At 46.1% G+C, this 22,490-nt stretch carries 18 protein-coding genes; 8 read left to right on the forward strand and 10 right to left on the reverse strand.

Features of this window, described 5'->3' with window-relative positions; translation table 11 throughout:
* Window positions 1-10 precede the first annotated feature (10 nt).
* The 6 genes from R7Q11_RS03505 to R7Q11_RS03530 all read right to left on the reverse strand — a co-directional run bounded on the left by R7Q11_RS03505 (window position 11) and on the right by R7Q11_RS03530 (window position 6,528).
* Window positions 11-985, reverse strand: coding sequence for an ester cyclase (locus R7Q11_RS03505; protein WP_017820104.1), 975 nt, complete (start codon window positions 983-985; stop codon window positions 11-13).
* A gap of 524 nt (window positions 986-1,509) precedes the next feature.
* Window positions 1,510-2,790, reverse strand: a complete 1,281-nt coding sequence (locus tag R7Q11_RS03510) for a TRAP transporter large permease (RefSeq protein WP_213885245.1) — start codon at window positions 2,788-2,790, stop codon at window positions 1,510-1,512.
* A complete protein-coding gene (locus tag R7Q11_RS03515; protein ID WP_025768663.1) occupies window positions 2,787-3,350 on the reverse strand; it encodes a TRAP transporter small permease in 564 nt (187 codons plus the stop codon). Before R7Q11_RS03515 ends, R7Q11_RS03510 begins: the two co-directional genes overlap by 4 nt.
* Before the next feature lie 58 nt (window positions 3,351-3,408).
* Window positions 3,409-4,404: a TRAP transporter substrate-binding protein gene (locus R7Q11_RS03520; RefSeq protein ID WP_025768662.1), complete on the reverse strand. Its 996-nt coding sequence runs from the start codon at window positions 4,402-4,404 to the stop codon at window positions 3,409-3,411.
* A gap of 267 nt (window positions 4,405-4,671) precedes the next feature.
* Window positions 4,672-5,628, reverse strand: coding sequence for a LacI family DNA-binding transcriptional regulator (locus R7Q11_RS03525; protein WP_025768661.1), 957 nt, complete (start codon window positions 5,626-5,628; stop codon window positions 4,672-4,674).
* A 150-nt stretch (window positions 5,629-5,778) separates the two neighbouring features.
* Window positions 5,779-6,528: an HpcH/HpaI aldolase family protein gene (locus tag R7Q11_RS03530; protein ID WP_005374748.1), complete on the reverse strand. Its 750-nt coding sequence runs from the start codon at window positions 6,526-6,528 to the stop codon at window positions 5,779-5,781.
* Between the two features lie 289 nt (window positions 6,529-6,817).
* On the opposite strand from R7Q11_RS03530, the gene hisD reads away from it, so the two are divergent.
* The 4 genes from hisD to R7Q11_RS03550 all read left to right on the forward strand — a co-directional run bounded on the left by hisD (window position 6,818) and on the right by R7Q11_RS03550 (window position 10,637).
* A complete protein-coding gene (gene hisD, locus R7Q11_RS03535) occupies window positions 6,818-8,110 on the forward strand; it encodes a histidinol dehydrogenase (protein ID WP_005374756.1) in 1,293 nt (430 codons plus the stop codon).
* A gap of 1 nt (window position 8,111) precedes the next feature.
* Entirely contained in the window at window positions 8,112-8,846 is a 735-nt protein-coding gene (locus tag R7Q11_RS03540; RefSeq protein WP_005374763.1) for an SDR family NAD(P)-dependent oxidoreductase, read from the forward strand.
* A gap of 65 nt (window positions 8,847-8,911) precedes the next feature.
* Window positions 8,912-9,916, forward strand: a complete 1,005-nt coding sequence (locus R7Q11_RS03545) for a cupin (protein ID WP_025768658.1) — start codon at window positions 8,912-8,914, stop codon at window positions 9,914-9,916.
* Between the two features lies 1 nt (window position 9,917).
* A complete protein-coding gene (locus R7Q11_RS03550; protein ID WP_053350176.1) occupies window positions 9,918-10,637 on the forward strand; it encodes an alpha/beta fold hydrolase in 720 nt (239 codons plus the stop codon).
* 63 nt (window positions 10,638-10,700) lie between these two features.
* On the opposite strand, the gene R7Q11_RS03555 is transcribed toward R7Q11_RS03550, so the two are convergent.
* From R7Q11_RS03555 to R7Q11_RS03565, 3 genes are all read right to left on the reverse strand, one after another.
* Complete coding sequence (locus R7Q11_RS03555) at window positions 10,701-11,786, reverse strand: porin (protein ID WP_225466185.1); 1,086 nt, start codon at window positions 11,784-11,786, stop codon at window positions 10,701-10,703.
* 177 nt (window positions 11,787-11,963) lie between these two features.
* Window positions 11,964-12,980, reverse strand: coding sequence for a nuclear transport factor 2 family protein (locus R7Q11_RS03560; RefSeq protein WP_005374772.1), 1,017 nt, complete (start codon window positions 12,978-12,980; stop codon window positions 11,964-11,966).
* A 101-nt stretch (window positions 12,981-13,081) separates the two neighbouring features.
* A complete protein-coding gene (locus R7Q11_RS03565) occupies window positions 13,082-14,377 on the reverse strand; it encodes an MFS transporter (RefSeq protein ID WP_025768655.1) in 1,296 nt (431 codons plus the stop codon).
* A 339-nt stretch (window positions 14,378-14,716) separates the two neighbouring features.
* On the opposite strand from R7Q11_RS03565, the gene R7Q11_RS03570 reads away from it, so the two are divergent.
* Together R7Q11_RS03570 and R7Q11_RS03575 are read left to right on the forward strand one after the other, a co-directional pair.
* Window positions 14,717-16,258 carry a sodium:solute symporter gene (locus tag R7Q11_RS03570; RefSeq protein ID WP_225466186.1) on the forward strand — a complete coding sequence of 514 codons (1,542 nt, stop codon included), beginning with the start codon at window positions 14,717-14,719 and terminating at the stop codon, window positions 16,256-16,258.
* 11 nt (window positions 16,259-16,269) lie between these two features.
* Window positions 16,270-17,640, forward strand: a complete 1,371-nt coding sequence (locus R7Q11_RS03575; protein ID WP_225466187.1) for an L-serine ammonia-lyase — start codon at window positions 16,270-16,272, stop codon at window positions 17,638-17,640.
* Between the two features lie 78 nt (window positions 17,641-17,718).
* Here the strand turns inward: R7Q11_RS03575 and glgX are convergent, their stop codons facing one another.
* Window positions 17,719-19,710: a glycogen debranching protein GlgX gene (glgX, locus tag R7Q11_RS03580; RefSeq protein ID WP_225466188.1), complete on the reverse strand. Its 1,992-nt coding sequence runs from the start codon at window positions 19,708-19,710 to the stop codon at window positions 17,719-17,721.
* A 446-nt stretch (window positions 19,711-20,156) separates the two neighbouring features.
* Between glgX and lamB the strand changes: the two genes are divergently transcribed.
* Both lamB and R7Q11_RS03590 read left to right on the forward strand, forming a co-directional pair.
* Window positions 20,157-21,377, forward strand: coding sequence for a maltoporin LamB (lamB, locus tag R7Q11_RS03585; protein WP_053307973.1), 1,221 nt, complete (start codon window positions 20,157-20,159; stop codon window positions 21,375-21,377).
* Between the two features lie 156 nt (window positions 21,378-21,533).
* A complete protein-coding gene (locus R7Q11_RS03590; RefSeq protein ID WP_053307972.1) occupies window positions 21,534-22,364 on the forward strand; it encodes a MalM family protein in 831 nt (276 codons plus the stop codon).
* Window positions 22,365-22,490 lie beyond the last annotated feature (126 nt).

Raw genomic sequence — 22,490 nt, forward strand, 5'->3', positions numbered from 1 at the left:
TAGTCAGCCGTTAGCCTTGCTGTAGCAGGATTTGCTTCCAGATTGCGGTCTCGTCAAACAAAGTGAATTCGCGACGAAGACCCCAAGGGCCAAACTCAGCGTGGCTGATCCCCATGATGTAAACCTCTTTTCCTGAAGGCTTACCAAACATCCCATATCCCTCATGCTTACCGTGCAAAGACCATCGAATTGCAGCGCGTGGTGACATCATGTCGTCATCCCGGCCAATACGATGGTGAACGGTAAATTGAGCATTTGGGAAAGACGCACGAAGTGCCATCCAAAAATGATCGACTTCCGAGTGTGATAGGGCAGTTTGACCGCCAGTGTATTCGCCGATGCAAGCGCGGTCGTACTCTTTCGGTACTATAGAGAACTCGGCATTCATAAGGCTTCTGAGAATTGCTTCATAGCGCTGACCATATTCGTTGTCGTTGCCTACGCCCAAATAAGGTCCAGGAATGTCGACTTCAGGTGTGAACGGAAATGGGCTTGATTCCACGCCACCTTCAAATTCGATTTGTTGGCGTGCAAACTCTTCTGACGTCATACCCAGTTGTTTCGCGATATCGGCTTGATCGCGAACCAACCATTCGTCATTGATTTGGTTATTGATAGCGTGGCAATCTGCGATAATACGGAAACGAAGTTTGCGGTTCGAGGCTTGCCCGTAGAAGCCGTTGCCACTGTGTGTTGCAGTAGAGATGATTCGATGAGAAGAAAGCATGCCTTGTTCCGGGGTGCCTGACCAAATGACGTCTTCGCCATATAGCGTGCGATCGGGAAACTCGGCCAGTGTCGCCATTGTTGCACTGATCACCCCTTCGTTTCCTTGAACGATAGAGAGTGGAGTACGCACAACAATGTCGGGAGAGTAGTAGTGTTCTAAGGTGTTTAAACCTCGGTCTTCCCAAATCTCTTTTGTGATACCAAGAATGTAGTCGGGAAAATCACGCCACTTTTCATCGAAGCCAACCATGGCCATAAATCACCTCCGTAATTGAATAATTATGTTTGAATTATGTTTTGATTACGTATTCAAAATATATCATGTTGCCATTTTGTCAACGGATTGTTTTTTGATTGTTTAAATAGCGTGCTGATGATCAGGTTTTTAACAATTGAGCAGAAAACAAACTAAAAAAGTACAGGCGAGATGGAAGCTATCTCTTATCGAGACGTGTTAATAAGAAAGGAGGTCAAAGTTTTTTGTATGAATTTCCTAATATCTTATTGTTTTTTAATCGCTTAATTTATTTTGATCTGTTTGAATGGAAACAAATGATTAAGCCAAAACTGATAATCATGCAGATCAAGGCACCCAAATAGACTTTATCGCTAATATTCAGCTATTTTGGTGTCAATTATCCTTATATCTTTCAAATTTTCCTTTTGCATACGAATGCTTAAGGGCTTTTTTATTAAATCGGAAGTAAATAACGAATAAGCCACTAGAAAGGTGTTTATCTAGTGGCTATAACAGTCATAAGCGCTCTATGAGTGCAACGATCAGGATAAAAGCGCAGGTAACGATAGCGAGATGGCAGGGATGAAGTTAATCAACATCAAGGCCACTATCATTGCCCCAATCCAGCCCATAATGGCTTTAGAGAGCGACTCTATCGGTACTTTGCCTACCTGACTTGCCATAAACAAGTTGGCACCTAAAGGAGGCGTAACAAAGCCAATGGCCAAGTTCACGATCATCACGATACCAAAATGAACGGGGTCCATGCCGAGTGCTGACGTAATGGGTAGCAGAATTGGTGTGAGAATAACAATGGCCGCCAGCGTTTCCATGAAGGTACCGACAAGCAACAACAGAACATTGATGCAAAGCAGTATCAGCAGTTTGTTTTCGGTAATCGATAGAATGAACTGAGCAATTTCAGTCGGCAGACGTTCTAGGGTCAATATGCGGCCAAACGTCACGGACGCACCCACAATGACAAGCACAGCGCCAACTAACAGTGACGACTCTAGAATGATTTTCACCACTTGCGCTGGTTTGAGTTCTTTATAAACAAACATGCCAAAGAATAAGCCATAGAGAACTCCGATGGCGGCTGATTCGGTAGGCGTGAAAATGCCAGAATAGATACCGCCGAGAATGATCACGGGGAGTAGCATTGCCCAGCTAGCTTCTTTTAGCGCAGCAAGACGCTCTGCCCAAGTCGCTTTGCGTTCGTTACCTGTGTAGCCCCGCATTTTTGAGACAATTAGACAGTAGCCGATCAATACCATACCGACGACCAAGCCAGGAATGATTCCCGCCATGAACATCTTAGTGACGGAGACTTCAGCAGTGATCGCGTAGACGATCATCACCACAGAGGGTGGAATAATGACGCCAATTCCGCCGGAAGAGGCTATCAAGGCACCGGCAAAGCTGCGGTCGTAGCCTTTCTTCACCATCGAGGGAATCATCGTCAGGCCGATAGCGGCAACAGTGGCAGACCCCGTACCAGAGATGGAAGCGAAGAACATGCACGCCACAATGGCCACGATGCCAAGCCCACCAGTAAAGTGGCCAAAGAAGACCTCCGCCACGTGTAATAATCGTTTTGAGATCCCTCCTTGGCTCATAAGGTTACCTGCCAAGGTAAATAGAACGACGGCGAGGAGAGGGAAAGAGTCGAGCCCTGTTACCATTCCTTGGACTAAAAACTCGATGTTAAGAAACGGCAGACTGAGTATCGCGACCATACTGGCTGCCGCCAGAGCAATACCGACTGGAACGCCAATGAGCAGAAGCAGACCAAAGCTGCCAAACAAAAGTGCAGACGTCATGCGTTAAACTCCAATAGTCGGTTAGAAGTACGGTACTTTGCTTTGATATGGCGATAGCGTTGGCGAGAAAAGCGAACTCGTTCATTGCTGGTGGAGCACGCGTTCACACGTTGATAAATGCTTGTCACTAGGCGCGCGCAGCTTAATAGTGCGCAAACTAAAACAGAGGCATACAAACACGCAATAGGAATTTCCATTGCGGGTGCAATCTGACCGAGTTGCAGGCTGCGATTGATCACCTTAAATCCAAACCAGGCGACAGTGGCACTAAAGGCAAGGTAGATAAGATCAGAAACAATCAAACTGAATTGCGTCCAATTGCCCGGAAGTTTATCGATGAACACACGAATGCGGATGTGTCGATCATCTCGGATACAATAGCTGATGCTCAGGTACATCGCCCATACGAATAAATAACGTGCCAGCTCTTCAGCCCACGCGATCGTTGCGTCAAATAGGCGTAGTGCGATTTGCAAGCACAGTAAAGTTGTCATCGTCGAGATCGCGATAACGATAAGGGTAGGTTCTAGGTATTTGTCTAGTAAGCGAAACCACTTCATGTTCACCTCCAAAACGAGAAAGCACGACCTGTTGCCAGATCGTGCAAAAGAGTGGGAGTTATAGGCGTTCTATCTCGGCAATCACGTTGTCAAACAAGTCTTCACCTGTCTTGCTACGCAGGTCTTGGTACACGGCTGCATTCATTTTTTCTTTCATGATGCTGCGTACCTCGTCTGGGACGATGTTAACCGTCATGCCTTTTGCTTCGAGCTCTTTGATTACTTCTTGGTTTTGCTTAGCGGCGAGCTCACGCTGTTTTGCGATGGTTTCTTTGCTTACTTCACTGATCAGCGCTTGTTGTGCGGCCGGCAGTGAATCCCAAAACGATTTGTTCATGAACAACACGTAGTTGGTGTATATATGGTTAGTTAAAGAGAGGTACTTTTGTGCCTCGTAAAAACGTTCGGCATAAATAGAGTAGATAGCACTTTCTTGAGCGTTAATCAGGCCTTGTTGTAACGAGGTGAAAATTTCTCCCCAAGACAGAGGTGTTGGCGCAGTACCAATAGATTTCCACGCGCTTATTTGAGTGGGGTTAGATGCCGAGCGAATCTTTAGCCCTTTCAGGTCCTCAATACTATCAATTGGCTGTTTGTTGTTGGTCACGCTACGAAAGCCGACCTCCATAAAGCCAAGTCCATGAAAGCCTTTTGATTCCATAGCATTCAACAATGGTTGTCCGATCTTCTCACTGTCGAGCGCTTTGTGTGCTTGCTCTTCGCTATCAAAAAGGTAGAACACGTCGAGCACGTTAAACTCTGGGACGTAGGGAGAGAGTAAAACTGACGCACCAAACGTCATTTGTAAGTTGCCTTGCTGCACGAGTTCAGTAGTCTCACGCACATCGCCTAGTTGTCTTGCCGGATAGATTTCAACTTCTATCTCACCGTTTGAGCGAGCTTCCACTTCTTGTTCGAAATAGAGCATTGCTTTGTGTACGGGAGAGGTTTCTTGACTGTCATGAGCAAGACGAATAACACTGGTTGCAAACGTATTCATACTGCTAAATGCAAGCCCCAGTGCGGTAAGTGAAGTAAGGATTGCTTTCTTCATCGTTCTTCCTTGTTTCTGGTATGACCTGCCATGGGCATTCGTCGGCAAGTCACACAACTTTTTATGTTTTTATAAATTAGTTGAGCAATTCATATCCATTTTGCATACGAATCCAAAATAAAACATTAAAGTAACAAGTCAATAACAAGATTGATGAATTGATGAGGAATTAAATAACGATTGGTGAAAATTTAATCGTGATCACAGAAAATGCCTTACTCGAAAGCAAGGCATTTTGTTTATGAAGAATGAATAAAAATGGATTTATTAAATGGTGCTACTACGTTCGATCAAGGTGCCTTGCTCGAAAAGGTATTCGCCAGTTGCATCCAGGTTGCCGTTGATTCGATTCATCAAATCTTCAACCGCTCGTTTAACAATTTTGTCGACTGGTTGAGCAATGGTGGTCAAATCATAGCTCGGCCATGCAGACATCGGAATGTTATCTACACCCATCACAGAGAAGTCTTGGGGGATCTTTGCTCCGGCTTGTCGCAAGCCATCCATCACACCCATGGCGAGGATGTCGTTTGCACAAAAAATTGCATCGGGTTTGCTAGTGTGCGACAAGATCGCTTTCGCCGCTTCTAAGCCTGCTTCAAAGCTGTACTTGGCTTGGATAAAGGTTGGTGACGGGGAGCCGAGTTCTTGCAATTTTGAAGAGAAACCCAGCCAACGCTCTTCACTGGTCATGGAGCCAGCATCGCCACTGATATAAGCACACTGTTTTGCGCCTTTCTGCGTTAAATACTCGGCTGCTTGTTGGCCCGCCAATCGGTTATCAATACCAGAGCTATTGGCATTAATACCCTCGGCGTAGCGGTTAATCAAGCTTAAATGAACGCCAAACTTTTCGCATTGGGCAAACGCGCGTGAGGTTAAACGGCTGGTGGCGATAACGAGTCCGTCCACTTGGTATTCAATGGCGCGTGAAATGGCGAGATCGAGGTCGTCTTTGTCGATAGGGCAAAGCACAACTTGTCCGCCTCGCTTTTGAATTTCGACAGCCAAAGCACGAGATTGCATGTCATACATTGGGTTTGATTCGCTATCTAACGCAATCGCCACTAAGCCTGAACGATTCGAAATCAGACCTCGGGCGATGGCATTCGGTGTGTATCCGAGCTTAGCTGCGGCATCCATCACCATTTTGCGTTTCTTCTCGCTAATACTCGCAGTCGGGCTGAATGCTCTAGATACCGTCGATTGAGAGACGCCGAGCATCTTCGCGACGTCGATCGAAGTTACTTTCGCTTTAATGGTGATACTCCTTATTTAAGGCCATTGAACCTTCTCATACGTGCTGAGTGTATGGGCTAGGGGATTTCTGTGTCTAGAGCATTACATTGATAAGGCGTAAATATCAGAGAAAACTCAAGAATTCATCACATTTCTCTCTTGCTTGAAGCCATCAATGATCATTTTGTGTTCAGAGCCAACACAAAAGAAGCTAACGCCGAGTTCACGCCATTCCCGAGCTTGTTGAGCCGTCGCGACAAACATGCCAACAGGTTTATTGGCGGCTCTGGCCGCTTCGATTACTCGCATACTTGCTTGTGCGACTTTCTCATCATGAACGCTATCAGCACCATAAGCGACAGTGAGATCAACTTGGCCAATGAAGAGCGCATCAATTCCTTCAACATTGGCAATCGCTTCAACATTTTCAACCCCTTGAGGGTCTTCAATTTGTGCAATGACAATCGTATTCGCACGGCTGTCTTTTAAGTGTTCAACCATGGGCTTAGTGGCGTATTGCGCTGCTCGACTGGAACCAGCATACCCTCGGCCACCTTCTCCGTAATGGCAGATTTTCGCCAGTTGCGTCGCTTGCTCAGCAGTACAAACATGGGGAATTTGTACACCCGCCGCGCCACAGTCAAGCGCGTTCAAAATGGTTGAAGGGGCGCTGTCTTGTACTCGTACCACGCACGCGAGGTCATTCGCTCTGGCCGCCATGATGCACAGATCAAGCGAGGAACGATCGAAAGGTGCGTGCTCTGCATCCAGTACCACAAAAGGCAATTCTGCCAGTGCCAATACCTCGATAATGTGAGGATGAGGGGTTTTAACAAATGTACCTAATAGCGTTTCTTTAGTCAGACGTTGCTTAAAATTGCTCATAATTCTCTCCTTTGCAAAGGTATGCAAAAACTAACACGGAGAAATGTAAATGATGAGTAAAAATGATGTGATCTAAAACTCATTTTTGATTAAAAATTAAACTCAATCAAGGTCCTTATTACTTGCTTTTATTTATTTAAATTAATTAATACAAAGGCTTAAGGGTGGTTTTTGTGGTTTGTTGACTTAACTTGTCAAATGTTAATTAAGTGTTTAATCTGATTTTGCATTCGTATCCAAAAGCATAAAAATAACCGTTCGTCAGCCTCAATGTTCAAGGAGAAACCCAATGGCACGCATTTTAAAAAACGGAATCACTGAAGAAGCATCAGCATCAAATGACGCAAAAGTGCGTCAGATTGTCGAAAACATTCTTGCTGATATTGAATCGAAAGGTGATAGCGCTGTACGTGAGTTGTCTGAAAAGTTTGATAACTGGTCGCCGGAGCAATTCCGCCTGTCAGAAGAGCAAATCCAAGCCTGTGTGGATGCGCTTGATGAATCGACTCGTCATGATATCGAGTTCGCTCAGCAACAAGTTCGAAACTTTGCTCAAATTCAACGTGACTCAATGAAAGACGTCGAAGTAGAAACCATGCCTGGTGTGGTACTGGGGCATAAAAATATTCCAGTAAACAGCGTGGGTTGTTACATCCCTGGTGGAAAATACCCATTGGTTGCATCCGCTCACATGAGTGTACTGACGGCGAAAGTCGCGGGCGTAAAACGTGTTATTGCTTGTGCGCCTCCGTTTAACGGCCAGCCGAACGTCGCGATTGTCGCTGCGATGGCAATGGCGGGTGCGGATGAAATCTACTGCTTCGGTGGTGTTCAAGCGGTAGGAGCTATGGCATTGGGCACGGAGACTATTGCGCCAGTCGATATGATTGTAGGGCCGGGTAACGCATTTGTAGCAGAGGCAAAACGTCAGTTGTTTGGTCGCGTTGGTATCGATTTGTTTGCAGGGCCAACGGAAACCTTGGTCATTGCTGATGAGAAAGGCTGTGACCCGGAATTGGCAGCGGCAGACTTGCTTGGTCAGGCTGAGCACGGTTACAACTCTCCCGCTGTATTGTTGACCAATAGCGAAACATTTGCGCAAGAAACCATTAAAGAGATCGAACGTCAGTTAACCATTCTCCCAACGGCTGAAGTTGCGGGTAAAGCGTGGGCAGATTACGGACAAGTGATCGTATGCGATAGCTACGAAGAAATGGTGGAAGTGGCAGACGATATCGCTTCTGAACACGTACAAGTGATGACGGAAGATCCTAAGTACTTCCTAGATAACATGACCAACTACGGTGCCTTGTTCCTAGGTCGTGAAACCAACGTCTCTTACGGCGACAAATGTATTGGTACCAACCATACACTGCCAACGAAGAAAGCGGCGCGATACACCGGTGGCCTTTGGGTAGGTAAGTTCATCAAGACTTGTACTTACCAGCGTGTAACGGAAGCGGCATCCTTAAAAGTCGGTGAATACTGCTCTCGCTTGTGTGCACTAGAAGGTTTTGCCGGTCACAAAGAGCAAGCGGATATTCGTGTACGCCGTTACAAAGGCAAAGTGGAAGAGGCGTAATATGTCGAAACTTGCCTTAGTCACAGGCGGCAGTGGCGGACTGGGTGCCGCCATTTGTCGCAAGCTAGCTGAATCGGGATATCGCGTAATTCTGACTTACAACAGTAATCAGAAAGCGGCCGAGGATGTGCTTTCCTCGCTGCCACGTAACGAGCATCTAGCATTCAAATTGAACGTGGCAGATTCTAGTGCGATTGAACAGCTTAAACATCAAGTCAGTGAAATAAGCGACAAGCTGGATTTGTTGGTCAACTGTGCGGGGATGACGAAATTCGTCGCGCACTCTGATTTGCAAAGTTTAGATGACCAGCTGTTTGACCAAATTTTCCAAGTGAACGTCCGTGCGCCTTTTGCCATGGTTCGAGCGTTTGAGCCTTGGCTTAAGCAAGCCAATGGTTGTGTGGTGAACATTACTTCTATCGCGGCACAGACTGCGATGGGGAGCAACATTGCTTACTGTGCAAGTAAATCTGCCGCGGAGAACATGACCCGTTCTTTAGCTCGCGCTCTGTCTCCCGAGGTTCGAGTTCTGGCTGTTGCTCCAGGGCTTGTCGACACTGAGTTTGTCAAAGGCTTGGATGACGCATGGCGTAATCAACAAGAACAATCCACACCGCTTAAGCGTTTAGCCAATGATGAAGAAGTCGCTCAAGCCGTGTACGCCGTGGCAGATCTTCTTACCTTCTCGACAGGCAATACCATCGCGGTTGATGGTGGGCGACCTTTAGGTCTGTAACACACTTTCGGTTTGTAACTAACAATTCAAAGGCTAGGTCCAAACAAGGACAACAAGGATTTACAATGACTCTACAATCTAAAATGAATAATAATCTGGTCCGCTACATGGAACTGATTCCGGGTACGAGTGCGTTTATTGATGCGCGCACGCCTGGCAGTGATCTGAAAGATAACTTCTGCATTATCGGTGCTGGGGTGGCAGAAAGCAGTCGTCAACATGTTCATATTCGCGATACGGCGGGCTTTAACATTGGTGCCGCAGGCCAACCGCCGGGCATCAAAAATTCGTTGCACTCTCATCGTACCGCCGAGCTTTTCTTGGTGTTCAAAGGTCAGTTCCGTTTTTATTGGGGGAACGATGGAGAGCATGAGGCGGTGTTGTCTCACGGTGACGTCATCTCGATTCCAACCAATCTCTTCCGTGGATTTGAAGTGGTTGGCCGCGATTACGGCTTTATGTTCTCGGTACTTGGCGGCGACGATTCAGGTGGCGGCGTTATTTGGCATCCAAACGTTATTAAAGACAGTCAAGGTTATGGTTTATACCTCAAAGCCGATGGCACACTCGTGGACACCATTAATGGCGACCCGGTGCCACAAGAATCAGAATTGATGCCGCTGCTTACCGAAGAAGAGCTCGCGACCTTCGATACCTACACCGCAGAAGAGATGATGCCATTTGTCGCTCTGCAAAAAGATTATCGTGAAATCAAAGGCGATTTCGGCGGAAGCAACGTGAAACAATACGCCTTAACGGGTCATCCTTTGGCGAGTTATGACTTCCAAGTAAAGAGTGAAGATGAAGTGAGCATCATGGCTTATGAGCTTTCTGAAGGTGGCTCGATTCCTCAACACTGCCGAGAAGAAAAACAAGTACTTATCAACTTTGATGGCGATACAGAGGTGGTCCTCACGCATCAAGGCGAACAAGCTAATGTTGTTTTAACGCGCGGTGATGTGCTGAATGTTCCAGAAGGTGCGTCATACTCACTGACGAACTTGCGTGGTAATAGTTTGACGTATTGCATTCTTGGCTCTGATCAACCAAAGCCGCTGGCAGGAGAATAAAATGACGCAACCCACCTCGTTAGTTTGGCTACCCGGACTACTTTGTGATGGCACATTGTTTGAGGAAGTCAACCGAGCGTTGCCAAGTTGGGTTGAGCCTTCATGCCCGACGCTGGCTTCATTGCCGTCAATGGAACAGCTGGCGCAGAGAGTGTTGCAAGACGCACCGCAGGAGTTTGTCTTGGGTGGCTTATCAATGGGTGGGATTCTTGCCTTTGAGGTGTACCGTCAAGCGCCAAACAGAGTCAAAGGCTTGATCCTCATGGATACCAATGCAGCAGATGAAAAGCCAGAGGTGACACAAAAGCGTGATGCACTGGTTAGCCGTGCGTTAAGTGGTGAGTTTGAACGCATTACGCCTGACACTCTGATGCCTGTGCTGATTCATCCCAGCCGTTTGCAAGACAAAGTGTTGACAGAGCGTATTGAAGGCATGGCGGTCAATGTAGGTTTGGAGGCATTTGAAGCGCATGCTAAAGCGTTAGCAACTCGCCCGGATGCTCGACCTTTATTGGCGGACATTCAAGTTCCTACGTTGGTGATAACAGGTAAAGAAGATAAGCTTTGTCCGCTAGACAATCACCTGCTCATGGAGAGATGCATCCCAAACGTCACGCTTCATGTTATCCCTGAGTGTGGGCATCTATCTACGCTGGAGCAGCCTTTAATGGTTAGTGAAGTGATGACTACTTGGCTTCAAGATAACTTTGCTTTGTGTTGATAAGAACTTCATCACTCACCACCTTAAGGCTACTTGGGTATAGGTGGTGAGAGATGAGTATTATCAGAAGTAGTAGCGAATACCTGCCGCGAATTGATCATCACGATTTTCGAATTTGCTGCCATCGTACTGATCTTTACCTAGGTCGAATTGGTATTCAGTCCAAACTAGGAATTTGTTCTTCTGGAAGTGGTATTCAACACCAGGAATCAGCAAGTTACGCTCGTAACCTTGCGTCTCGTCACCGCGATCTTCCATGTAGTTGTAGTTCAACGTTGGGCGTAGGCCGTTGTCGAAGTGGTAGTAAGTGTAGATTTCGCCACCTAGGGTATCGAACATTACGTCCGTACCGCCTTGGCTCACTGCTTCCCAGTTTTCGCCAACGTGGAAAGTCGCACCCGCGTAGAAGCCACCGTTGCTGTAGTTTGCGCCCAATAGCATGATGCGCATGTTGTCGCCGTTTTCTACGCCAACCACGCTTGCGTCTAGATCCGCAACTTCATTCTGATGGTAAGCCGCACCCAGTGTTACGCCATCAACCGGTTTGTAAGTGATCGACGCACCCATGCCGTTTTTCAGTGAGGCTGTCGCATTGCCTGCTAGAGCAACATCTTCACGCGTGGTTTGGTAAGTAAAGCCGTAGCTCACTTTTTCATTGATTGAATTACGGTACGTAATTGAGTTTTCTGCACGACCAGCACCGGATGCGATACCCCAGTCAGCTAGGTTGTAAACACCTGAGCCACGAGTACCGAATACACGACCTAAATCGGTGTACCATGCTACGTCGTAGAAGGTAGACCACTGCTTAGTACCCGCAGCAATCTTGCCGTATTTTTCGTGGTCAACACCTGCGTATAGCAAGCGGTCGTAAATGTTGTCGCCGTTCGCGCCAGAGTTGTAGCCCCATTCCGCGTGACCGAAACCAGTCCAGCCATTATCCAGACCCATTTGGCCTTTCAAACCGAAACGTGAGCTGCCGCTGTTCCATTCGCCGTTGTCATCACCGCCACGGTCTTGGTAGCGAAGATCGAAACGGCCATCGATGGTTAGGCTGTCGCCAGCGTCATTAACAAAAGTGTGTGCAGCAAAGGCTGAGCTAGAAGTAAGCGCTGCTAAAATCACTGCAGAAAGGGTCGACTTTTTCATCATCAATCTCATTATTCAGGGCGCAGAAAGCCACCGTGCGTTCATGCCCGTTTTGAATAAGGGTTCTATCTTGAGGTTGTGCCCCATCCTTGAGGCACGAGTTGGGAGCATGTCGCCTGAACCGAGAGGGGATTCAGGCAACATAAAGGCGGGTTGACAATCCGCCCCTAGGACTTCTTACAGAGAAGGGTTTAGGATCTGTTGAGTACGCTCGAACACGTCTAGACCTTGCTGTTTTAGCCAGTAAGGAAGGTCGATCAGTACCCAGTTCTCAGATAGCTTGTCGCCGTCACGGTAGTAAACGTCAACCACTTGCATGTCTGCACGTACTTCACCGCCTGTCATACCTAGGAAACCACCGATTGGCGTGTTAGATAGGTTTGGCCAGCCGAAGAAACAAGAGAAGTTACCTTCTGCGAAACGACATACGTGGCCGTTAAACTTCTTGTCTTTCAGGTTGTTACGGAACGGCAATTGGTGCTGCTGTTGGTAACGAGGGATTGTGTAAGACGCACCGATACCACATGGACCGTACCAGATCATGTCTTTAGACCAGCTCTTCTCAAGAACTTCTGGTGGGCAACCCATAGCACCGCTGTCGTTTAGTGCAGATAGGTCATCAACCATCTTGTTCACTAGTGCTAGTGTTGCTACACCTTCTTCTGGTGCTGCGTCTTCGAACAGTAGACCGTCGTGGTTACGAGGACCAGGGTATACGAAGTGTTTACCTGTTGATGGTGGTAGTGGGTAACAACCCGCTTGGTCCATCGCACCTAGAAGGTCTAGGAATAGGCCAGTCTTAGTGATCTTGCCGTTTTCAACACAGTTAAACTCTGCGTAACGGATGTTCATGATTTTGCCAGTTGGGCGCATGCCTAGGTATTCAGCGTCGAATAGACCCATGAAGTGACCCATGCTCATTACCCAGATTTCACCTGATGTTACTTCGTTCTCACCACCGATGAAGATGTCTTGACGACGCTGCATGCGAGTCATTGATTTCATCAAAGGAGCCCAGAAAACGTCAGCCGCTGCTTGAGCGCCTTGTTGCTCACGGAATGGGTAAACACCACGCCATAGGTAATCTTCTGAAGTATGTGCTTTTAGTACTTCTGCCACGTTCTCGTGAGTTGCGTTTTCCATTGCGCTGAAGTATTCACGTACAACGCGTTTCGCTTCTTGATATTTAGACATAATAAACTCTCTTATTTGCTGTCGAGTCGGCTTTGGGAACAGGACTCGAAATTAAGTTTTTTCATCCGACCGGGGAGCCAGCCGGAGTTTTTGAAATTCAGTTACGCTTTTGCTGCTTCGGCTTTTTTGCTCTTATCGAACACGCCGCCTTTTAGTGTCTCTGGCAGTGATAGCCATAGAAGACCAGCAAGGATCCATACGATTGGTGAACCCCACATTGCGGTTTGTAGGTCGGTACGCTCTTGGATGAAGATAAGTACCATTGGTGCCCACATACCGAGGATACGACCACCGTGGAATAGCGCCGCGCCGTAGCTACGTAGGTGTGCTGGGAACAGTTCTGAGAAGTAACCACCCCATACCGCTGAAGAAGACAGGCCGAAGTTGTAAATCAGACCAAGTAGAGCCAGCATGTTTAGGCCGCCAATCACCATGTCGCCAGGTGCAACAAAGAAGATTGAAACCATGATGCCCGCTAGGATGAAGCCAAACGCGTTCACCTTACGACCGAATTTGTCAGCTACCCAACCCCAGAACCACGCACCAAACAGTGAACCAAATGCTGAGATAGAGAAGATGAGACCGATGGTTGCACCGTCGAACATACGTACATCACGTAGGTAAGTGGTTACGAAGCCACCAAAGAATTGGAAACCATAGAAGTTAAGGCCAGCCAGTAATAGACACGTTAGAGTGATCTTACGGTAAGGCTTGCTTAACATTTCGCCCCAAGAGCCTGTTTTCGCTGGTGCGTCTGATTCTTCCGCTTTTGCTTGTTCTTCTTCACCGTAAGCGATCACTTTGCTGTCGCTAGGTAGCACAAAGATCATGACCACAGCGGCTGCCAATGGTGGGATACCACCAACAAGCATTAGGCTTTCCCATGGTGCATCAATGCTTGCAATAAATGCTGCATACGCACCCATTACCATCAGTGCTACAGAGAACATAGAAGACGCGAATGCCGTCAACTTACCACGTACCGTTGGCGTAAATAGGCCGATCATCAAGCTTACTGCCACGGTGAAGTAACCACCCAGTGACAAACCAATGATGAAACGCATTGCTGCCCATGTTGTGTAGTCGGTGAACATCATATTGATGATCGTAGCGCCACCGTTTAGGGCTGTGATGGTAATAAGAGTGGATTTCTTACCAAATTTTGTTGCGAACCAAGCACAGCTCAATGCACCGATAAGTGCACCAACCGACTGCCATGTATAGAACTGGGCAGTGTCTGACAGGCTAATACCATCATACGCTTCAACGATGTATGGGCGTACGTAGTCAATAATTACAAAGTTATAACAATAGAAAAAGTAACCAACCAGTATCGCTAGATAGGCAGCTACCCTTTGAATCATAGGAACTTCGCTCATGTGTCTTTTGGCATTCATGACCGATAAACCTCTATTTCACTTAGGATTTGTTGCTATTCAAACTCAATGAACACGATCTTATTTGGATCATCTTCGATTTCGTGTCGGTGTGAATCATAGTTTTTTTAAGGTCATTAGATCCGTGATCAATATCAATTTTAAAATGAATGCGTACCCAATTAGTGGTTTTTAGTGATGGGAGTCTCATTAAATCGGTCTTTTTGGCATTTTTGAATATATAACCGTCTATATTGGTGATTGTAGTCACAGTTATGGCGGGATTATCGTTTAGATATGCTTTTTTAAAGTAATATCCAAGCACAAATAGTTAGCACCCAGAATTATGGAAACCCTGAAATGGTTACGTACTCAAGTTTTGTGGTGATTGCGTTATACGTGTTAATCACCATATTAATCAGCTATTTAGTGAATAAGCGCTACAGCAATGGTGGCGACTTTTCTACGGGTGGAAAGCAATTTGGCTGGTTTACGGCAGGTGTTTCGATACTTGCGACTTACATTAGTGCGATGACGTTTGTAGGGATGCCAGGTTGGGTTTATAGCTCTGGCATGGAAGCGATGAGTATTCACCTTAACTATCCCATCGTTATTTTTTTCACCGTCATTTTCTTTGTGCCTGTTTTCTATAAGCTGGGTCTGACTTCGATTTATGAATATCTTGAGCACCGCTTTGGGGTGTATGCAAGAACCATCAACTCGATTGTGTTCATTGTGGTTCAATGTATCTCTGCGGGTGTGATTTTGTATGCCGTGGCGCTGATCTTAGTGCAAGTTCTGCCTATCAGTATTTCTGAAGCCATTATCTACATTAGTATTTTCACCGCTTGCTATACCTATGCGGGCGGAATTTCCACGGTGATCTGGACCGATATGTTGCAATCTGCAGTATTGGTAGCAGGCAGCATCGCTATCTTTGCCATTCTAATGACAGAGATTAATGCGGCAGATTACCTTTCTCGTGATCACCTGAATATCATCAACTTAGATTTTGATTTGGGCGTAGATACCACACTCTGGGCTGGCGTGGTTGCCGTGAGCTTTTTGCATTTGAGTGTGTACGGCACCAACCAATTGATCATCCAACGCACGTTAGCGACGAGATGTGAAAAGACGGCGCAGAAGTCGATGCTGTTGTGTGGTTACGGTGCGTTTTTCGTGTACTTGTTCTTCGCGGTACTCGGTGTTCTTTTGAGTGTTTTCTATCAAGATCAATCGTTTGAAAACAGCAATGAAGTGATTTTGGATTTCGTCTTCAACCACACTAACCCAATCGTCGTTGGTTTGATCATTTCCGCGTTGGCGGCGGCCGCAATGTCGACCTTGGACTCGACCTACAACTCGATGGCGACTGTCGCAACGTTCGATATCTACAAGCGTTTCGTTCGCAAGAGTGCCGATGATGAGCACTACGAAAAAGTCGCAAGAAAGATGAGTTTGCTAGCTGCGGCTATGGTGGTAGTGCCAGCTCTTCTGGCGGTATCGAATGAATCGGTACTCAAAACCATCGCTAGCCTGACTTCCATCTTTGTTGGTATCCGTCTTGGGTCATTCGTGCTTGGCTTATTCTGGGCAAAAGCCACTGAGAAAGGCGTGATCGTTGGCAGTATCATGAGTGTGATTGCGGTGTTTACTGCAATGTATCTCGACGTGGCTTGGCCGTGGTTCGCGCCAATTGGTACGTTTGTCTTCCTTTTGTTTGGTGTGTTAGTGAGCCGTCGTTGGGGCGCTGTGACTGCCGAACAACAAATCTTTATCAATAATCAAAAACATCTTTTTGCAAAGCCAACCGCAAGCCATTACGGGCTGTTGGTGTTCGCTGTGGCGACCATCGCTGCTTGTATGGTTCTCCCTGATTGGCTTTATGCTGCATTGTCGTAATAGGTAAGTTTATGCTGTCCATCTTTGATATTTACAAGATTGGTGTGGGCCCTTCTAGCTCTCACACCAATGGTCCAATGATCGCGGGTTACCACTTCACTCGTTTGATTGAATCGAACTTGGCAAAAGTGGTTCGTATTCAAGTCGATTTATACGGCTCACTCTCGTTAACGGGGGTTGGTCACCATACTGACCGTGCAACGATTTTGGGTCTGTTGGGTAACAAACCAGATACCATCAAAATCGCTTCTGCGAACAAAGCGATGCGCAAGGCGATTGAAGAGGGCATGATGTCTGTTGATGGCCGTCATGAAATCGAATTCAACAACAAAACGGATATGTTATTCCACGAAGAGAACCTTCCTCTGCATGAGAATGGCATGACGATTACTGCCTTAGATGCGCACGGCAATCAGGTTGGGTTTGAAACTTACTACTCTATCGGTGGTGGTTTCATCGCAACGGCGAATGAACTGCAAAATGGCAGTGCGACTGCTCCCGTAGAAGTTGAGTTTCCATTCTCCAGTGCGGACGAAATGTTGGCGCAGGCAGAGAAGAACGGCATGAGCCTCGGTGGCATGATTCTGAAAAACGAACAAGCATTTCAGGATATGGAAGCCATCAATCAACGTGCAGAACAGATCTGGCGTGTGATGACGCGTTGCATGGAGCGCGGTTTCGAGACAGAAGGTATCTTGGATGGCGGCTTGAACGTGACCCGCCGTGCGCCTAACTTGCTGAAGAAGCTTGAAGCAAATGCAGCGATTGAAAACGATCCAATGGAAATCATGGATTGGATTAACCTGTTTGCTTTTGCTGTGAGTGAAGAAAACGCCGCTGGTGGACAAGTCGTAACGTCGCCAACTAATGGTGCGGCGGGTGTGATTCCAGCGGTATTGATGTACTACCATCGCTTCATCAAAGAGCTCGATACTAAACAGCTTAAAGACTTCCTTGCTGTATCCGGTGCGATTGGCATTTTGTACAAAACTAATGCGTCTATCTCGGGTGCCGAAGTGGGTTGTCAGGGCGAAGTCGGTGTTTCTTCTTCTATGGCGGCAGCTGGCTTGACCGCGCTACGTGGTGGCAGCAATGAACAAATTTGCATTGCTGCTGAGATTGCCATGGAGCACTCACTAGGCATGACTTGTGACCCAATTGGTGGCTTAGTGCAAGTACCGTGTATTGAGCGTAATGCAATGGGGGCAATGAAAGCGATCAATGCATCTCGCATGGCATTAAAGCGTAATAGTAAATGTTTGATCTCGTTGGATAAGGTGATTGAAACCATGTATCAAACGGGCAAAGACATGAACAAGAAATACCGCGAGACGTCACTGGGTGGATTGGCTTTGATCCACCTAGCGCCGCCTTGCGAATAATGAGTTAGGCAAATCTAACCAACAAAAAAGCCGAAGCACTGAGATGCATCGGCTTTCCTTTTTTGGAGCGTTTATAACTTAGCTATGCGTTTGCTCACCTTTTGGTGTGCTTTGGTTTGGTTGATAGTGCAAAATCACCATTGAGGTGGGTGACAGCAAGACTTCGCCTTCAGCATGTCCTGGGTTGAGGTTACGTACGTTTGTATCACAGATCGTCACCCATTCTTGCTTTCGCTCATTGGGGAGTTTAAAGCGCGCTGTGGCGTTAGTTTGGTTGATGAGGTAGACCAGCTCTTGCCCTTCTTTACCGATACCAAGGTGAAGTGCGACAGAGCATAAACGGTTCCAATCATCGTGCTCCATTAAGCGACCGTCTGTACGGCGCCAGAAAATACGGTTGTTATTGCGGTTTTCGCCACTGAAAGCTCGGATAAATGGCACCATGTATTGATTTCGGTTGGCGACCATTTGTGACATCCATGCTTTGAAATGTTGCTTACGTTCTGTCTCTTCCCAGTTCAGCCAACTGGTTTCGTTGTCTTGGCAATAGGCATTATTGTTACCGCCTTGGGTGTGAGACAGAACATCAGCAGTGAGAATGTGTGGGATACCGAAGGCAAACAGCAAGCTAGCAATAAGGTTGCGTTTTTGCTTCTCACGCGTGGCGATGATCATCAGATTTTCCGTCTCGCCCTCAACACCGTAGTTTTCTGAACGATTGTCACCGTGACCGTCGCGATTTTCTTCGCCATTGGCTTCGTTATGTTTGTGCTTGTAAGACACTAAATCTTGCAGTGTGAAGCCATCGTGATACGTGATGTAATTTACGGTGAGTTTGTATGGCCAGTTCGCTGCACTATAAATGTCACGAGAGCCCATTAATCGAGTGGCAAACTCTTTTAAATAGCCTTGATCACCGCGCCAAAAACTGCGGGAAATATCACGCAGTTTGTCATTACATTCGTTCCAACCAAATGGAAAGTTACCCACTTGGTAGCCATTTGGACCAATATCCCAAGGCTCGGCAATCAATTTGGTTTCACGCAAAATTGGGTCTTGCGCAACGGCTTTAAAGAAAGCTGCTTCTGGGTTGTAATCATCGCCCTGTCGACCTAACGTTGCAGCCAAGTCAAAACGGAAGCCATCGACTTTAAATTCGCTAACCCAGTAGCGCAATGTATCCATCACAAGGTTTAAGGCTGGTTGGTAGGTGAGATCCACTGTATTTCCGCAGCCAGTGTAATTGGCGAAGTGGTTGCCATGTTTGATGTAAAAACAGGAGTCGAGGGCTTTCAGGTTGAAAATTGTAGGCCCTTCACCACCTTCAGCAGTGTGGTTGTAAACCACGTCGAGAATCACCTCAATGCCGTTTTTATGCAATTCGCGAATTGTTGTTTTTAATTCCGTAACGGCGTCTTGTTCTGCGTAGCGCGGATCGGGCACCATAAAGAGATAAGGGTTGTATCCCCAATAATTGACCTTTTCCATCTCTAGTAGATGAGGCTCATGCATGCATGCTGCGACAGGTAGCAATTGCAGCGTGTTGATGTTTTGCTGTTTGTAAAAGGCCAGCATTTCAGGTGATGCAAGACCTAAATAGCGCCCCCTCAGCTTGTCCTCAACCTCTGGGTGGCGTTGGGTAATCCCTTTGACGTGCGTCTCAAACAACACCATCTCTTCTCTGGGTATACGCGGGTGATCCGTGTTTTGCCAGTCAAAATCATCTTCGATAACGACGCACTTCGGCATATCGAAACTTTTGGCTGGAGAGTAGGGAGGATGATAGTGGAGGGCTTTATCTATTGATTTTGCGTACGGATCAGAAATTAACAGTGGCTCGTCCTTGTGGGAGACAAGATAACCGTATTTTTGCCCCGGCTTAATATCTGGAATAAAAGTATGACGTATGCCAGCGTATTCATTCGGTAAACCGCGAAGCTCGTAGCTGCCATCGTCTGCAAACAATGCCAGTTGAATGTCTTTTACGCCCGGAGCATGAATAGAGAAGTTACAGCCTTCTTTATTCAATGTTGCGCCCAGGGGGTAGGGGCGAGAGAGAAGTCGTGTCATCGGAGATACTTTATTTAATATTTATTGCTACCTTTAGGAAACTATAAGTTAAAAACTTTGTCTTACTAAGGTCAACCACCCTAAATATAAAAATATTCGTGTAATTTAATTACTTTATGTGACGGCTTAGAGTCAAAAATATGAAATGGCTATCACTTTGTAGCGGCTCAAAACCGAACAAACTTACTAATTCCTCCCTAGATTGGTGATCTGACTCGAAAAAACACCATTCGGTAAATTTTCTACTCCCTTCTCATCCCCCTTAAATTAGTTTAGGGCGGAGGAAGTCATCCTTGTACGCCTCGGGTAATCTCACAACTGTTGAAACAAACGGGGATTCGTTCCCATCTTACCTCTCTTTCTTTAGGTGTGTTTTTACTGCCTATATTCACCTAAAAGAGTGAGCAGGGAAGACAGAATTATAAATACCCTTAATGGAGTTAAGAATGAAAAAAGTAAGTGTAATTGCTGCTGCTGTTGCTGCAACTTTAGCTGCTGGTTCTGCGTTTGCAGTGGATTTTAACGGTTACATGCGCGCTGGTACTGGTATCAGCGGTAATGGTAATGGTGACCTTGCTGTAAACAAATTTGGTATTGGTCGTCTGGGTAACGAAGACGATAACTACTCTGAGTTTGGTTTGGCGGAAGAGTTGAAAATGGGTGACCAGACTTGGCGTATCGAATCTATGATTGCTTCTGGTGCTCCTGGTGCGAATGGTTGGGAAGATGCTGATTTTAACGTTGCTCAGTTTGCTGTAAAAGCTAAAGGTCTGATTGCTTCTGATAAAGACGCAACTATGTGGGCTGGTAAAACTTACTACCAGCGTAAAGATATCCACATCACTGATTTCTATTTCCTAAACACTTCTGGTACTGGTGGTGGTATCGAAAACCTCTCAGTAGGCAACCAAAAACTATCTCTAGCATTGATTCAAGATGGTGAAACTTCAGATTCAACGGGTTACATCTTTGATGCTCGTTTAGCGAACATCGGCCTTTGGGATAATGCTGCTCTTGAGTTGGCTGTTGCTTACAACTTTGCGACAGATTCTAACGATGCAAAAGAAGAAGCGGATGACGGCGTATTGGCGTCTGCGATTATCCATCAAGGTATGAGTAACGGTTTTAACCAAACAGTATTTCAATACGGTACAAATGGTTACGGTGTTCAAGCTGCTAACTTCTGGGGATCTGGTGCTTATTACGCGCGAGGTACAGAGGCATTTAATGATGCATCAGGCTTCCGTTTGATCAACTGGGGTGTAATGAACCTAGCTGAGAACTGGGAAATGGGTCACCAACTTGCTTACCTATCAGGTAGCGACATTGGTGGTCAAGCTGCTGGCGCTTACACAGGTAAAAACTTCGATATTGATCAATATTCTGTAGTTGTTCGTCCTATGTACAAGTGGAACGATACAATGCGCACAGTATTCGAAGCGGGTTACAACTCTGGTGAGAAAATCGCAGATAGTGGCCTAGCAAAAGAAGATTTTGGTAATGCTAAATTCACAGTTGCTCAAGCTTGGGCTATGGGTGACAGCTTCTGGGCTCGTCCAGAACTACGTGTATACGGAACTTACTTGCTAGATACTGAAAATGACAATGCGTTCAACGGTGACGATACAGAGTTCGTATTTGGTGTTCAAGCTGAGGCTTGGTGGTAATCAAATAAACTCTTAGTTATCTAGCTGTCCTAGTCAAATAGCCGACATCAGTCGGCTATTTTTCTAAGGGTTATTGAAAAGTTAGACGTTTCATTAAAGTCACTCTAAGATGCTTTAGTGCCAAAACCTTTAGAAAAATAACTAGAAGGAAAAAGTATGTACTTCCGTGCCCTCATGTTAAGTGGATGTGTAGCGCTTGCTGGCTGCCAATCCACTGAAGTTATCGAACAAGTTCAAGTTGCTCAAATGCAACAAGTTGACACACTCTCTGAACTTCAATCGGTAAAAATGAAGCTTCCTAGCTCTGCCATTATTGATATCACTGCTCAAAGCCAAGTTCTGAAGTATCAGAATATCGATAGCCGTGTCGCTGTGTTTGAGCTTCCAGCAGATCGTGGTGAGTTTGCTATTAAAATCACCAGTCTAATCGAAGAGACGGCTTTTGTACCAAGAGCAGTTATTGTCGATAAAAATGGTAGAGAGCTCGAAAATTATGATAAAACTGAATTTGAGTACAAAAAACCTCGCCTGCATCTTGGTAATCGCTTGGCTGCCGAAAAAGACTTTTTCCCCCCAACGGGATTAGATTCTGTTTATCTTATTATTTATACAGATAAAGCCGACCTTGGCGGGTTTACCGAAGTGATTCACCCCGCGCGTTTGGACGCTGAGGGGAGAGGTAACTACTTACCAGAAGTAAAAGATATTCCAATTCCTAACAGTGATACAGGTAAGATTGAAGTCTCGATTGACCGTGTGAGTTTCTTCTCAATCGGAACATCAAGTAATGAACCAGCGGCGGCTCCAATTGCGGCTAAGGCGGTTGAATCAGTACAGCCTGAAACACAAACTTACTACCACAACGCAATTAAAGCGGCCGTAAAAGCAGATGATATCCCTAAAGCTCTGAGCTTACTTGATGAAGCAAAAGCGTTAGGAATTGAAGGTGCGCAAGAAGTATTTGTAAAAGCAGTTAATAGTAAATAGATAATTTTAAAAAGCCGGCTAAGATAGTCGGCTTTTTTATTACGCATTTAGTTATCTTTTTCACATATTATATTATTCCTATTTAAAATTTATTTTATTTCGATCCATAATATATATGTTCTAATT

This window comes from Vibrio sp. 970, from assembly GCF_033339075.1.